At 33.8% G+C, this 14,592-nt stretch carries 16 protein-coding genes; 5 read left to right on the forward strand and 11 right to left on the reverse strand.

Annotation, left to right across the window (positions count from 1 at the left end; all coding sequences use genetic code 11):
- Nucleotides 1-4: 4 nt before the first annotated feature.
- The 3 genes from EQ921_RS01120 to EQ921_RS01130 all read left to right on the forward strand — a co-directional run bounded on the left by EQ921_RS01120 (nucleotide 5) and on the right by EQ921_RS01130 (nucleotide 2,469).
- Nucleotides 5-661 (forward strand): hypothetical protein, encoded by a 657-nt coding sequence (locus tag EQ921_RS01120; protein ID WP_128330248.1) that lies wholly within the window; start codon nucleotides 5-7, stop codon nucleotides 659-661.
- Nucleotides 662-753: 92 nt separating this feature from the next.
- Nucleotides 754-1,515, forward strand: coding sequence for an SDR family NAD(P)-dependent oxidoreductase (locus EQ921_RS01125; RefSeq protein WP_128330249.1), 762 nt, complete (start codon nucleotides 754-756; stop codon nucleotides 1,513-1,515).
- A 24-nt stretch (nucleotides 1,516-1,539) separates the two neighbouring features.
- On the forward strand, nucleotides 1,540-2,469 hold the full coding sequence (locus EQ921_RS01130) for a hypothetical protein (protein ID WP_128330250.1): 930 nt from the start codon (nucleotides 1,540-1,542) through the stop codon (nucleotides 2,467-2,469).
- Here the strand turns inward: EQ921_RS01130 and EQ921_RS01135 are convergent.
- Nucleotides 2,456-3,187, reverse strand: coding sequence for a shikimate dehydrogenase (locus EQ921_RS01135; protein WP_128330251.1), 732 nt, complete (start codon nucleotides 3,185-3,187; stop codon nucleotides 2,456-2,458). The genes EQ921_RS01130 and EQ921_RS01135 overlap by 14 nt on opposite strands.
- Before the next feature lie 97 nt (nucleotides 3,188-3,284).
- On the opposite strand from EQ921_RS01135, the gene mltG reads away from it, so the two are divergent.
- On the forward strand, nucleotides 3,285-4,307 hold the full coding sequence (gene mltG, locus EQ921_RS01140) for an endolytic transglycosylase MltG (RefSeq protein WP_128330252.1): 1,023 nt from the start codon (nucleotides 3,285-3,287) through the stop codon (nucleotides 4,305-4,307).
- 68 nt (nucleotides 4,308-4,375) lie between these two features.
- Here the strand turns inward: mltG and EQ921_RS01145 are convergent, their stop codons facing one another.
- The 7 genes from EQ921_RS01145 to EQ921_RS01175 all read right to left on the reverse strand — a co-directional run bounded on the left by EQ921_RS01145 (nucleotide 4,376) and on the right by EQ921_RS01175 (nucleotide 10,655).
- Nucleotides 4,376-5,281 carry a pseudouridine synthase gene (locus tag EQ921_RS01145; protein WP_128150350.1) on the reverse strand — a complete coding sequence of 302 codons (906 nt, stop codon included), beginning with the start codon at nucleotides 5,279-5,281 and terminating at the stop codon, nucleotides 4,376-4,378.
- A 50-nt stretch (nucleotides 5,282-5,331) separates the two neighbouring features.
- Nucleotides 5,332-6,234, reverse strand: coding sequence for a UbiA family prenyltransferase (locus EQ921_RS01150; protein ID WP_128150352.1), 903 nt, complete (start codon nucleotides 6,232-6,234; stop codon nucleotides 5,332-5,334).
- 47 nt (nucleotides 6,235-6,281) lie between these two features.
- Nucleotides 6,282-7,208, reverse strand: coding sequence for a mevalonate kinase (locus EQ921_RS01155; RefSeq protein ID WP_128330253.1), 927 nt, complete (start codon nucleotides 7,206-7,208; stop codon nucleotides 6,282-6,284).
- 94 nt (nucleotides 7,209-7,302) lie between these two features.
- Nucleotides 7,303-7,827 (reverse strand): RDD family protein, encoded by a 525-nt coding sequence (locus EQ921_RS01160; RefSeq protein WP_128150356.1) that lies wholly within the window; start codon nucleotides 7,825-7,827, stop codon nucleotides 7,303-7,305.
- Nucleotides 7,828-7,904: 77 nt separating this feature from the next.
- A complete protein-coding gene (gene groL, locus EQ921_RS01165; protein ID WP_128150358.1) occupies nucleotides 7,905-9,533 on the reverse strand; it encodes a chaperonin GroEL in 1,629 nt (542 codons plus the stop codon).
- Nucleotides 9,534-9,568: 35 nt separating this feature from the next.
- Nucleotides 9,569-9,847: a co-chaperone GroES gene (gene groES / locus EQ921_RS01170; protein WP_128150360.1), complete on the reverse strand. Its 279-nt coding sequence runs from the start codon at nucleotides 9,845-9,847 to the stop codon at nucleotides 9,569-9,571.
- 241 nt (nucleotides 9,848-10,088) lie between these two features.
- Nucleotides 10,089-10,655: an HdeD family acid-resistance protein gene (locus EQ921_RS01175; RefSeq protein WP_128150362.1), complete on the reverse strand. Its 567-nt coding sequence runs from the start codon at nucleotides 10,653-10,655 to the stop codon at nucleotides 10,089-10,091.
- 148 nt (nucleotides 10,656-10,803) lie between these two features.
- Here EQ921_RS01175 and EQ921_RS01180 point away from each other — a divergent pair, with 148 nt between their 5' ends.
- Entirely contained in the window at nucleotides 10,804-11,388 is a 585-nt protein-coding gene (locus EQ921_RS01180; protein ID WP_128330254.1) for an RNA polymerase sigma factor, read from the forward strand.
- Here the strand turns inward: EQ921_RS01180 and EQ921_RS01185 are convergent.
- From EQ921_RS01185 to yaaA, 3 genes are all read right to left on the reverse strand, one after another.
- Entirely contained in the window at nucleotides 11,385-12,917 is a 1,533-nt protein-coding gene (locus tag EQ921_RS01185; RefSeq protein ID WP_128330255.1) for an AMP-binding protein, read from the reverse strand. The genes EQ921_RS01180 and EQ921_RS01185 overlap by 4 nt on opposite strands.
- On the reverse strand, nucleotides 12,892-13,752 hold the full coding sequence (locus tag EQ921_RS01190; RefSeq protein WP_185144499.1) for an SDR family NAD(P)-dependent oxidoreductase: 861 nt from the start codon (nucleotides 13,750-13,752) through the stop codon (nucleotides 12,892-12,894). Before EQ921_RS01190 ends, EQ921_RS01185 begins: the two co-directional genes overlap by 26 nt.
- A 64-nt stretch (nucleotides 13,753-13,816) precedes the next feature.
- Nucleotides 13,817-14,575 (reverse strand): peroxide stress protein YaaA, encoded by a 759-nt coding sequence (gene yaaA / locus EQ921_RS01195; RefSeq protein WP_128330256.1) that lies wholly within the window; start codon nucleotides 14,573-14,575, stop codon nucleotides 13,817-13,819.
- Between the last annotated feature and the right edge of the window lie 17 nt (nucleotides 14,576-14,592).

The raw sequence follows: 14,592 nt of genomic DNA on the forward strand, positions 1-14,592 counted from the left end.
TAGTATGAAAAAAATAAAAAAATTATACATATATTCACTGATAGCTATTTTAGCGGCTGTAGTTACCTTATCCTGTGTAAGCAACGATGATTATTCAGTACCTCCGGTTCCTGCTGCCGGTTTTTTTAAAGAAACTTTTAATCAGGTGACTAAAAGCAACGGAGATCCTATATCAGCTAGTCCCTGGCCTAAAGTAGCCGCGGTTATTAATTTTGATAATGAAAAAGAAGGGGTAGCGTATAGCGATGCTTATGGAACCGCCGATATTAGAAAAATAAACGGGACTAATGATTTGGCTAAAAAAGGATTTTTTTTGTGGATGCCTGCTGCTAAAAATTCATCTCTAACATTAGACCATCTGATGATAGGCAATAGAAAAAATATTACTTTAAGATACCGTTTCAATGCTAATGTTTACAATGCCGGAGATATTGGAAATACAAACTTGTTGACAGTAACTCTTAATGATCAAAAACTGTCAATTCCTGATACGGAACTAAACGTATCCAACAATAAAAATAAGTATATAGGAGTAATGGTTCGTATTCCGGATAATTTAATTATGGATAATTCTAAACTGGAATTTTCAGTATTGTCAACGGATAACACAAGGGGATTTAGAATTAAAGATATTGAGCTCATAGAGAATTATGAATGGTAATGCCAAATAGTATAATATATTTAAAATAGCTGCTTACAGAGCAGCTATTTTTATTTTCATTTTGTACCTTTATCAAACAAAAAAACAAGGGTATGCAAAAGACAGCTTTAATTACAGGATCTACTTCAGGAATCGGAAAAGCAACAGCAGAACTGTTTGCGCATCACGGTATTGATTTAATTCTTTGTGGAAGAAGGGCAGAACGTTTGGAGGAAGTTCAGTCTGAGCTCAAGGAAAAGGTAAAAGTGATGACCTTACAATTTGATGTGAGTGACAGAGACTCGGTTGTAAACGCTATAAACAGTATTCCGGAAGAATGGAAGAAAAAGCTGACTGTTCTTATTAATAATGCAGGGAATGCTCACGGGCTGGATTCTTTTCAGGAGGCATCTTTGGATGATTTTGACTCTATGATTGACTCTAATGTCAGAGGTGTTTTAAATGTTTCCAAGTCAGTGGTTCCTATAATAATTGCAAATGGTCAGGGTGGACATATCGTAAACCTCAGTTCAATTGCAGGTAAAGAAACCTATCCCAAAGGTTCCGTATACTGTGCTACCAAACATGCTGTTGAGGCTATAAGCAAGGGGATGCGGATGGATTTACTTTTGGAAGGAATCAAAGTGACTAATATAGCTCCCGGAGCTGTAGAAACAGAATTTTCTCTTGTTCGTTTTAAAGGAGATGCTCATAAAGCTGATGCTGTTTACCAAGGTTTTGAACCTTTACGGGCAGTAGATATTGCGGATGCTATTTATTATGCTGTTTCCAGACCCGATCATGTACAGATAGCAGACATGACCCTATTACCTAAAGCTCAGGCATCAGGAACTATATTTAATAAAAAATCATAAATAATATTAAATTTGGTTTTTACTATGTTAAAAATAAACAAACTTATTCTTGGATGTTTTGTATTACTTTTTTGTGGATGGTTAAGCGCGCAGAAAGTTAAAAACAAACAATCGATTGTATATGAGTCTACTATAAAATATAGTAACGCCGTTATTTATTATCGGAATTTTGTTGTTTTACAATTGAAGAAATATGAAAATGTTCTGGCACAGTCGGAAAATAACTTCATAAAAATTAAATATGATGCACAGCCGGAACCTCTTATTTTGCCTTTAGTAATTCAAGATTCCGGTCAGCGTACTCAATATCTCGAAACCTATAAAAATATTTCTAACCTGCCGGTAAAAAATGAAATACATAAAAAAATTATCCTAGCGGAAAATCAATATGCTTCCTATTTACGTACTTGCCAGGAGATATCGGATTATTTTGTCCTTCGAAGATATATAAAAGATGATGATCGTAAGCTTTATAATTCTTTAAAAGACAGTCTTAATGCTAAGGTTACAAATGCAGTAGCTTTATGGGATGAGGTATCTCACGAAGCTGAGCTTATTGGTAATGAAGCAGAAAAAGGGTTATTACAAACCAGTAAAATTGCTGAGTTTGTTGTTCCTATGAAAGAAAATCTAACTCAGGTTCAAGGAATATGGAAGGAGCTACAGCAGGCCACTTTGATTCGGGAGTCTTTGTCTCAAAAAAACAAAGAATTTTTTAACTCTATTCAACATAACAAAAATTTGCCTAAGAATAATTCTTTATTAAAATCTGCAGATTATCTGATTGTATACCAAGATTTTTATTTATCCTGCGGTCTAATACATGAATATGTGGGAATTCTTCTGCAAAAAGTAGAAAAAGCGGATTATAAATCTGCTGAGACGTATTATAAAATGATCGGAAATGAATACGATAAATTAGTATCTTTTTACAATACTTTTATTCAGCAATGAATCCGGAATTCCAGATATCCCAGGCGGCTTCTGCTTGCAGGTGAAGCATTTCCAGACCGTTCTTAATTTGAGCTCCTTTATTTCGGGCTGCGGTTAGCAGTCGGGTTTCCTCAGGATTATAGATGAGATCATAGACCAGATGTTCAGGAGTAAAATGCTCAAAAGGAACAGAAGGCATATGTTCGATATTAGGAAAAGTTCCCACGGGAGTTGTATTAATAATTAAAGGGTGATTATCCAGAATTTTCTGATCCAGTAAGTCGTAATTAGTATTTCCTGTCCTGGAAACAACCAGGTAATCAATCTGTAAAGAATTTAAAACATAGGCTACAGCTTTGGATGCACCTCCACTGCCTAATATAAGGGCCGAAGTATGATGAGGTTTTAATAAGGGAATCAGCGAATTTTTAAAACCAACAGCATCTGTATTATAACCTGTTTTTTTATTTCCGGATATTTTTACTGTATTAACTGCACCAATTTTCTCAGCTTCAGGGCTTAGTTCATCTAAATACTTAATAATCTCCTGTTTGTAGGGTATGGTGATATTGAAACCGTTTAGTTCTTCCATTTCAAAAAGTGTAGAAATATCTTTCTTATCCTGTATATCAAATATTTGATATGTATATCCATCCAAACCTAATGTTTTAAATTTTTGTGAAAAATAATTTTGTGAAAAGGAATAAGATATGTTTTTTCCCAGAAGACCCAGATTCATAGTTATAATTTTAACAATTTTTAGTAAATACAAAGATATAAATTTATTGTATTTTTGCGTTATACCTAAATATTGAAGTGCGGAAATCCCCAAGTGTATGAAAAAAGTTTTCAGACTAATCTTAGTTCTTATTTGTATAGGTGTTATAGCAGGAATATTTATCGGCTACCCTTATTACAAAAAAAATTATTCTTCTAATATTTCTAAAAATGGAATCGTTTTTATACCTACTCATGCAACTTATGATCAGGTAAGAAAAATACTATCGCCTTATTTAATTGATGCCGCCAGTTTTGATCATTCAGCTTATCAGTCGGATCTGTCAAAAAAAATGAAAGCGGGAAAATACAAATTGTTAAAAGGAGAAACTAATAAGGAGATTATTCGCAAAATAAGTCTTGGTTTGCAGGAAGAGATACATTTACGCTTGAAGAGCTATGATGATGTTTATGAGCTTGCCGGCGATTTAGGAAAAAATCTGGAAAGTGATTCTATAACATTTATCAATTATTTTAAATCCGTTGCTCATCAAAAAGGATTTTCAGATGTAGAGCAACTGAAAATATTCTTTACACCGGATACCTATTTTATGTATTGGAATACTCCTCCTCAGGAATTTTTTTCAAGATTCGATAAAATGTATACTAATTTTTGGACAGATCAAAGAATTGACCAGGCTCAGACATTAGGCTTAACAAGATTGGAAGTTTACACCTTAGCCTCTATCGTTCAGAGAGAATATATGAAAAAGGACGAACTACCTGTTATTGCAAGTTTATATCTAAACCGTTTAAAAAAAGGTATGAAGCTTCAGTCTGATCCTACGGTTATCTATGCAGAACGAAAGGTAAAAGGATTTAAAGTACTCATTCGAAGGGTAAAAAATTTATCGGTTGACTCTCCTTATAATACATATAAATACAAAGGCTTACCCCCATTACCTATCTGCATGGTTAATGAATTTGTTATAGATGCGGTTCTCAATCCTGCCAAAACTGACTATCTGTTCATGTGTGCAATTGAGAATACAGGTAGACACGCATTTACTTCCAATGCTGATGAACATATGAGAAATGCCAGAGCTTATAGAGAATGGCTGGATAAAAGAGGGATTAAATAATTATTTTTTGGGTATTGTAATGTGTAGGATCTGAATGTCAGAAAGTATATATAAAAAAAATGCTCCCATTAGAGCATTTTTAAATTATTTATTTCCAGGTCTGTTAGAATTCTCCAATATCCTCGTTTGAGTGATTTTTTAGTCAATCCGGCAAACATTACCCGGTCTAATTTTTCAACATTATAACCCAGTCTCTCAAACATTCTTCGGATAATACGATTCCATCCGATATGAATTTCAACACCTACTTCATTTTTAGGAGCTCCTTCTATAAAGGATACTTTATCCACTTTTGCAACTCCTTCTTCAAAACGAAGTCCTTCCAGAAGTTTATTGAAGTCTTCAACTGAAACTTTACGATCCAGGGTTACATGATATATTTTTTTCATTTCATGAGAAGGATGCGTAAGTTTTTTGGTAAGCTCTCCGTCATTGGTAAGCAGTAATACTCCTGTGGTCTGACGATCTAATCTTCCCACCGGATATAATCGGTATGGAGATGCATTAGCAACCAGATCCAATACGGTTTTTCTGGCTTTTTCATCTTTGGTGGTAGATATATATCCTTTAGGTTTATTTAAAAGCACATAAACGTTTTTTTCCGGTCTGATGTATCTTCCATCAAAAAATACATCGTCACCGGGCATTACCTGATATCCGAATTCGGTAATTGTTTTACCGTTCACCTGTACAACTCCGTTTTGTATAAATAAATCGGCTTCTCTACGGCTGCAAACTCCTGAATTAGCAATATATTTATTTAATCGGGTTCCTTCTTTTTCAGGAGTTTTCTTTGTCTGATTTTTTCTGAACGTTGGAGGAGATTTAAAATCCCTTTTTGGTTTATCTTCTCTTTTATTGTCAAATTTGGAAACTTTGTTTTCCTTACGGGTATCTTTTGAATATGAAGAATCTCTCTTATACGATTTTTCATTTCTTCCTGAGCCTCTTCTGTTATTTGAATTATTTTTCATTACTTTTGAATATACTTAATATTTGGCGTAGAGGTAATATATTGATTCTACTAACCTCTAAAATGCAAAGGTAAGGGATTCCCATCAATAAATAATAGGGAAATAGTTCCTAAAAAAATCCAGAATTTAATCATAATTATCAGAACCTGAATTAAGCGTCGATCAGAAAACCAAAGTCCGGGTATAAGCCCCATGCATAATAATGCTGTGAGCAGGTAATAAAGCCTGATTTCGACTAAATGTGGTTCAAAGGTAAGATGTACGGAAACCCAGGTTAAAAGTATAAGTAAAAAGATAAGTATTATTTTGGTTGGAATGAACCCCAAAGTGTTAGGAAGAGTATGGTATTGAAAAAGTGTGTCATATTTTACCGAATGAAAATCTTTAAAAATATCCCGGATCAGAATAATGAGAAAAAGGAAAACGGCAAGATATAAAATGTAGGGAGCATAATTTTCATAGAACAGAAAGAGTGCCAGGAAAGGAAATATCATCAATATAGAATTGGTGAGATTATTAATAAAAACCAACCGGCTGAGTTTATGACTATATAACCATATTAAGAATTGGTAAACCAGAAAAAAAATAAAAATTCTATAAGACAAAAATAAAGTAATTGTGAGGGATATAAAATTGAAAATCAGATAAATTCTTAATGCAGTGCTTTGTTGTATAAATCGTTGCATCATTGTAGAAATAGGTCGATAAATTTGATCTTTATCCTGATCGTAAAAAAAATTAATGATGTAGCCCGCCATCGCACTGAGTGCCGAAGAGAAAACTATGCCGTGAAGTTTTATATTTTTGAATTTTTCCCAGAAAAGACCGGTGTGATCAAACAGGTAGAAAGCCGAAATGTACATTGCCAGAATTAGCATGATCACATTTAATATTCGTACTCTCACCAAAAGAGACAAATTAATAAGTAAAATATTAGTACTTGAAGCTTCCATAGAAGGGTTATGTCAAGTAAAAGTACAAAAAACTTATAATTGTAGACTTAAAATCGATAAACTACTTCTTTATTATAGCCTTCCAACATTTTTTCAGTCGCTTCATAGTCCTGAGTAAAGCCAAGTATATATCCACCACCACCGGAACCGCAAAGCTTTAAATAATAGGTATTGGTATCAATTCCCTTTTTCCATATTTTTAAAAACTCGCTTGGAATCATCGGTGTGAAGTTATTGAGTGCCCAAAGAGAAAGCTTTTTTAAATTTTTAAAGAAAGGTTTCATATCCCGATTCAGGAATGATTCAATACAGTCATTATTATATCGGATAAATTCTTCTTTAAGGGTTTTACGGAAGCCTTCATTTTTTAGCTTTTCAAAAAAGATGTTTACCATGGGCTCAGTTTCACCGGGCATACCGGAATTAATTAAGAAAACAGCGCCCTTACCTTCCGAAGTACGAGTTACACCCACTTTGTCAACCTCTGAATTTGACTGAATTAACAAAGGAATATTCATGTAACAAATCAAAGGGTCAATACCTGAGCTTTTTCCATGAAAAAAAGATTCCATTTTTCCAAAAACTAATTTCAGGTCGGTTAAATCCTGTTTGGAAATTTGTTCGGAAGATAATTTATTTAAAGAATATTTTTCAAATATGGCTGCTACCAAAGCTCCGGAGCTTCCAACTCCATAGCCTTGAGGTATATTGGAATCAAAATACATTCCTTTTTCAATGTCATTTTTCAGACTAGCAACATCCAGCTCAAATTTAGTGGGTAAATCTAGTGTTTCTAAAAAATCTGCAAATTTTTGCAGAGATATATTTGAGGCAAGATGTATCTTATCTTCTTGTGAAGAAAACTTCAGAGTCCCTTTGTAGGAATCGAAAGGTAAGGTGAGGCCCATTGAATTTTCAATGATTCCGTATTCTCCAAAAAGTAAGATCTTTGCGTAAAATAAAGGATTTTTCATGTGAATATTTGTTCCCTATTTAAAACGTTGCAAAATTACTAACAATTTTTCAACTATAAGCATTTTTATTAATAAATTTGCAAATGTAGTTGGTTTATAATGAAATAGATGATAGACCTTCGTCAGGATTTTCCTTTCCATCGATTTGGTCAATAGCCTGTAAAGCATTCATATCTCTGTCAAAATCTTTTTCTTTCACTACTCTTGTGTTTGACCATTTATCGTGCCAGCCAGTTCTCCCAAAAAATGAAAGAAATTCAAAGGGTACAATACGAGAAAAACTTCTGGACAAATAATTTTGCAGGGTAGGAGTTTCACCATATTCAGTTACTACTTTAGTTCCGGTTATGAATTTTCCAAAGCTCTTTCCTTTTAGTAAAGCTTCAACCGCCCACATAAATAAAGCATATAGAAGCATATTAATAAGTCTTGTCATAAGTTTAATTCCAGGCTCATTTACTATTTTTATTATATCCATAACAGTATATTCTGAAAAATAAAAAGGACCTATTAATAAAATGAAGTATATGAGGATAAATACCACATAGTCTATAAAATAATTAATAAATCTAAGGCTTTTTGGAGCCAGATTATTTTCAACAATCGTAAATTTTTCCATAGTTAGTTTTTTTGCAAAAATAAAAAAACTGTCAAAAAGATCTTTTTGACAGTTTTATATTTAAAAAAATTATTTTATTACATCATTCCTGGCATACCTCCACCCATTGGTGGCATCGCAGGTTCATCTTTTTTGATGTCTGTAATTACACATTCAGTAGTTAAAAGCATTCCAGCTACGGAAGCTGCATTTTCTAAGGCTACACGAGTCACTTTAGTTGGGTCAATGATCCCAGCAGCAAGCATATTTTCATATTTTTCTGATTTTGCGTTGTATCCGAAATCATCTTTACCTTCCATAACTTTATTAACTACAACAGAACCTTCTCCACCTGCATTAGCTACAATCTGACGTAAAGGTTCTTCAATAGCTCTGGTTACTATTTTTATACCGGTATTTTCATCCTGATTAGCTCCTTCCAGTTTAGCCACTCCATCAATAGCTCTTACTAAAGCTACACCACCTCCAGCAACTATACCTTCTTCAACAGCCGCACGGGTAGCATGCAAAGCATCATCTACACGGTCTTTTTTCTCTTTCATTTCTACTTCAGAAGCTGCACCAACATAAAGAACAGCAACTCCGCCTGCAAGTTTAGCAAGTCTTTCCTGAAGTTTTTCTTTATCATAATCTGAAGTTGTGTTCTCGATTTGAGCTTTGATTTGGTTTACTCTTTGTTTGATGTTTTCATCACTTCCGGCACCGTTAACAATGGTAGTATTATCTTTATCAATAGTTACTTTTTCAGCAGTACCTAACATTTCCAAAGTAGCTCCTTCTAAAGTTAATCCTGCTTCTTCGGAAATAACGGTTCCACCGGTTAATATAGCGATATCTTCCAGCATAGCTTTTCTTCTGTCTCCAAATCCTGGAGCTTTAACCGCTGCAATTTTAAGAGAACCTCTTAATTTATTAACAACTAAGGTAGCAAGAGCTTCACCATCAACTTCTTCAGAGATGATAAGCAGAGATTTACCATGTTGAGCAACTGGTTCTAAAACCGGAAGTAAATCTTTCATGCTGGATATTTTTTTATCACATAATAAAATATACGGGTTATCCAGTTCCGTGATCATTTTATCAGTATTTGTTACAAAATAAGGAGATTGGTACCCTCTGTCGAACTGCATACCTTCAACTACATCAACATAAGTATCTGTTCCCTTTGCCTCTTCCACGGTGATAACTCCTTCTTTACCCACTTTTCCGAAAGCTTCAGAAATTAAAGAACCAATGGTTTCGTCGTTATTAGCTGAAATAGAAGCAACTTGTTTTATTTTTTCAGAATCTGAACCAACAACCTGAGATTGTTTTTTCAATTCTTCAACAATTGAAATAACCGCTTTGTCAATTCCTCTTTTCAAATCCATAGGATTAGCTCCAGCAGCCACGTTTTTAAGACCTTCTCTAACGATAGCCTGAGCTAATACAGTAGCGGTAGTAGTACCATCACCTGCAATGTCGTTAGTTTTAGAAGCAACTTCTTTCACCATTTGAGCCCCTAAGTTTTCGATAGGATCTTCCAGCTCAACTTCTTTAGCTACAGTTACACCGTCTTTGGTAACATGAGGAGCTCCGAAAGGTTTTTGTATTACTACATTTCTTCCTTTTGGTCCTAAAGTAACTTTTACTGCATTTGCTAAAGCATCTACTCCTTTTTTAAGAGCGTCTCTAGATTCTATATTAAATTTAATATCTTTTGCCATTGTATTTTTTTTTAATGTTTAAAATGAATTTTTAATTAAACGATTGCTAAAATATCTGATTCTCTCATAATAAGATAATCTTTTCCGTCCAGTTTCAATTCTGTTCCTGAATACTTACCGTAAAGAACTTTATCACCTACTTTTACAGTTAATGGTTCGTCTTTTTTTCCGGTTCCAACGGCTACGATTACTCCTTCCTGAGGTTTTTCCTTAGCACTATCAGGGATAATAATTCCTGATGCGGTTTTTGTTTCAGCGGCTGCCGGCTCTACTACTACACGGTCAGCTAATGGTCTAATTGATAATTCTGACATATCCTTATAATTTTTTTTGTTTTAATTTAATTAATAAAATGTACTTATTGAGTTTTCGAAAAACATGCCAATACCTACAAGAATGACAAAATGAAAGTAAACGTGTCAAGTTGTCGTTATAATTTGTTGTTTTAAAGTACTGTAGTCGGGGCGATAAATATTCAAGATGTATACGCACAAAAAATCCCGGCTTTTGTATTGCAACAATTTAAAAGCCGGGGTTTTTTAACTGATAGAAAATTTACTCTATATTATCTTTAATGTTTTTAAGGCTGAACGAAAGGCCTATATAATAAATACCTAAGAAAATAAGGGATATACTAATCCAAATTAGAAGAGCAGCTAACCCTACAGGTGGAAAAAGTATAATGACAAATGAAAGAATGAGTTCCAAAATTCCTAATACCAGTAGCCATCCCCAACTGTTTATTCCTAAATTCTTAAGATCAAAGGAATGACCTATTAGGCTTACACCTTTAAACAAAAGCCAGAAACCAATGAAGAAAGCTAAAATTCCCATTTGTGTAATCATGCTGGATTTTAATAATATGATACCGATTAGTAAATCTAATATACCTCCGGCAAGATACCATCCCCATGAACTGGTATGAGTGTTACTTAAAGAAAAGAAAATTTCGAAAATACCCAGAACAAAGAAAGAAACTGAAAAAAATGTGGTTAAGAATACTAATGAGGGCGCAGGTTGGGTTACTGTTATTACCCCTGCAATAAGGAAAAGAATACCTAGAATAAGCATTACCCACCAATTTTTGACAATTCTTTTGCCTGTTTGAAGAAATGGTTCCATAATATATATTTTTATATTGTTTCTATATTTATACGATTCAAAAATAATGCCATTAAACTCTTTTTAATTAACGGATTTCAAGAAAATATGTGTAGTTATGATATGTGTGATTATGAAATATAGAATACAATTATTTTAGGTATTATTATTGCAGTTTATTATATTACCTGTAATTAATGATGAAAACGTGGACTTATTAGAATTAATAGAAGAAGCAAAAAATTCCCGTCAACAAGCACAGAGCAAGTTGGTTAACTTGTTTTGGGCCGATATAAAAGGATATATTTTTTCTTTAGTAAAGGAGGATGATGCCGCTGAAGAGCTAACGGTAGAGACTTTTACTAAAATTTTACAGAAACTTTCTCTTTATAATTCAGATTTTGACTTTAAAACCTGGTTAATTTCCGTTGCTCACAATTCCACCATCGATTATCTGAGAAAAAAAAGTAAAGATAGAGGGGTACATACCGATGAGTATCCGGATTTGGAAGATACCGGACCTTCTCCTGAGCAGCTTTTCATAAATCGGCAAAATCTGGAAGCTTTAGAACATAAGCTGGAAAGTTTACCCGGTAACTATCGTAAACTGGTACAGTTACGCTATCTGGAAGGAAAAAAGCTTAATGATATAGTAGAAGAAACAGGATTGTCTCTGGCGAATGTTAAAGTGAGCCTTATGCGAGCAAAAAAATTGTTGGTTGAAATGCAGGAAACTAAAAAGTTAAAAGATTAAACAGGAGCGTGTAGCTGCAATAGTTTATTTTTGTCCGGTTTACCCATAGGGGTAAGCGGCAGATGATTGATAAATGTTATTCCTTTGGGAATCTGATACCGGGTAGCTCTCCCTTTAAGCCATTCCTGTAAAACTGTTTCGTCAGATACCCTCCGGTTTTTACTTACAACAAAAGCCCAGAGCCTCTGACCAAAATCGTCATCTTCAATTCCAATTACAACTGCCTCTTGTATATATGGATGTTCACAAAGAATAATTTCCAGTTCAAGGGGATATACGTTTATGCCTCCAGATATGATCATTTCATCAATTCTTCCTGTAAGATAAATGTAACCTGATTTATCTTTATATCCTAAATCGCCGGTATTTATTAATTGATTTTTATGAGCTGACCATGGGCAGGATACAAAAATTTGTCCTATTTGATTAATGCTTGTTGTGTTTCCATGACGATCTTTAATCGTTACAAAAGTCCTGTTGATGGGTTTTCCGATAGAGTTAGGGAAATGAGCAATATCCGAAGGGGTTGCAAGAATGCAAAATCCAACTTCAGAAGTTCCGTATGCGTTATATAGATGTACCTGATTCAGGTGATTATTAATGTTTTTAATTAGAGATGGTGATAAGTGAGAGCCTCCGGAAATAATGCAACGTAAAGTTTTAAGTTTTTTTGAATAAGAGATTAGTCGGTTTAAAATGGTGGGTACTGTTGTAATGACTTCAATTTTTTCCGATTGAATAAGGTTCGCACATTTTTCAGCATCAAAATCTGCTGTAAGGTTTATATGGCTTCCTAAAGAAATTGACAGACAAAGTGCAGCAAGTCCAAATCCATGATAAACCGGGGTGGTGATGTAAACGTTATTGTATTGATATAATTTTAGTTCGGAAAGTAATGAGTAAAAAGGGGATAAGAAATCAGATACTGAAGTTTTCCTTTCCGCAGGTTTAGGTTTTCCCGTACTTCCTCCGGTAAAAACAACAAGTTTTCCCCCATAAGATTTGGGTAATGATAAATTGACTTGTTTCTGAGTTGAAAAAAATTGAATAGAATCTTCAAATAATCCGTAAGCAGGAATAGCTCGCTGGTCAGGCTGAGCAGTAATTACATTTCTTTTGTCAGAATCGTAAACTAGGAGATCCAACGGATGTAATTGTATAAAGTCTGAAAGTTGTTTCTCAGACATTTCTGTATTTAAAAGATATATATCTATCCCTAATGCAGAAAAAGAAAAAATTGAATACAGCAGAGAAAGGTGATTTTTACATAAGATTCCCGCTTTATTACCTGGGCTCAGATTGAAACAATGTTTTAATTTTACGGCTGTTTGAAGAGTTCTAATATATAATTCTTTATAGGTAACGGATTCACAATCATCTTTAACAGCTATTCGGTTGGGATATATTTTAGAAACAAATTTTAAAAGAGTTAATAAATTGATACCATGCAGGCAAAAAGCTAAAATGAGAAAAAAAATTCCTTTCGGTGAGAGGAAATTTGCTTTATAAAGAATTCCTATTTTTTTCATTTTTTTTCACATAAAAAGTACATATTATTCTAAACCATTTACTTGCTGTCAGTGAGGCAAACTGACAGATAAATAACCACCAGGGCTTGTAACTGTTTTGTTTTGAAATAATCGCTTTTGCAATTATTATAGCAGCATCTATGGGTTTTCTTGCAGGAAAATTTTTATATATCGGAGTGGGGGCTATCATTCGTGTTTTCACTAATGGCAGATAAATAATGCTAGTAGTAATGCCCATAGTATTTAATTCGGGTATATTAGAGCGTAACCATTGGTCAAATGCCGTTTTTGATGCTTGATAAGCAGCCCAATATGGGGCAGGTTCAAGAAGAACATTTACAGCAGAGACGGAGATAATATGTCCTTTGTTTTTTTTTAATACCGGTATTAAGTAAAGACAAAGTTGAACCGGAGCAAAGTAATTCAGGTTCATGGTTCTCTGATAATCGTGAAATCGTTCTAGCGACTGATTCAGCGGTCGTCGAATTGATTTTCCGGCATTGGATATAAATATATCAATTCCCCCACTTATATTTTTGAGAAAGTTAATTAAATTTTCACATTCTAAGGTATTGTATAAATTACAACTAAAAACAGATACTTTGGTTCCTTGTTTTTCAATTTCAGATTTTAGGATTAAGAGCTTATCTGTAGAACGGGCAGTAATCACCAGATGAACAGACATTCCTGCTAATAAATGACATAAAGATTTGCCGATTCCATATGATGCTCCGGTTATGAGTAAGGTTTTGCCAGATAACTTTTGTTCAAGCTTTTCCCTGTTTATATTTAAAGGAGGGAACATAAAATATTCACAAAAGTTGAATTTTTTCATTTTTGGGTAGGCGAATGAAAATTTTTATTTAACTCAAATAATTAAGTATAAGCTTTCGGCAATGTTACCGGATGAAAACTAAACGAGTAGCGTCCGAATTTTTTTCTGAAAACTCATATCCATCTTCATGATAGGTTTTTAAATCTTCCACCTTTTTTATTTCATTTTCTGCGCACCAACGGGTCATTTTTCCTCGTGCATTTTTAAAATACATCATAATGCTTTTAAGTTTTCCATCTTTGAAATCTTTAAAGTCCACTTCTATAATCGGATGGTTTAATTCTTTGCTATTTAAAACTTTAAAGTATTCTTTACTTGCTAAATTTATGATTGGTTCGTCTTTTTTTAAAGTAGATTTCAGGTGGGTGGTTAGGGTTTCACCCCAAAACTCATATAAATCCTTAGAATTACCGGTTTTTAGTTTTTTCCCCATTTCCAGCCGATAGGGCATAACCACATCCGAAGGTTTCAATAGTCCGTAAAGACCTGAAAGAATAAAGAGATTTTTTTGTAAGTAATCTAATCCTTTTTTTGACAGTGATTCTGCCTCCAGCCCTCTGTATACTTCTCCTTTAAATGCTAGTACCGCCTGAAGACTCTCATTATTAGATGGTTTTGCTTTCCATGCCTGATTCCTTTCCCAGTTTTCTTTAGATAGTTTTGGAGATATATCCAGTAATTTTTCCAGCTCCGAAGGATTATATTCTTTTAGAATGGTTTGTAGCTGGTTACTACGTTCTATATATTCAGGCTGAGTTCGTTGGCTCCATTCTGATGAAGATTCCATGCTCATAAGCTTGGCTGGAGATAAAAGGATTTTCATGATTTATAAGGTTTATT

Source organism: Apibacter sp. HY039, from assembly GCF_004023655.1.
GTDB lineage: Bacteria > Bacteroidota > Bacteroidia > Flavobacteriales > Weeksellaceae > Apibacter > Apibacter raozihei.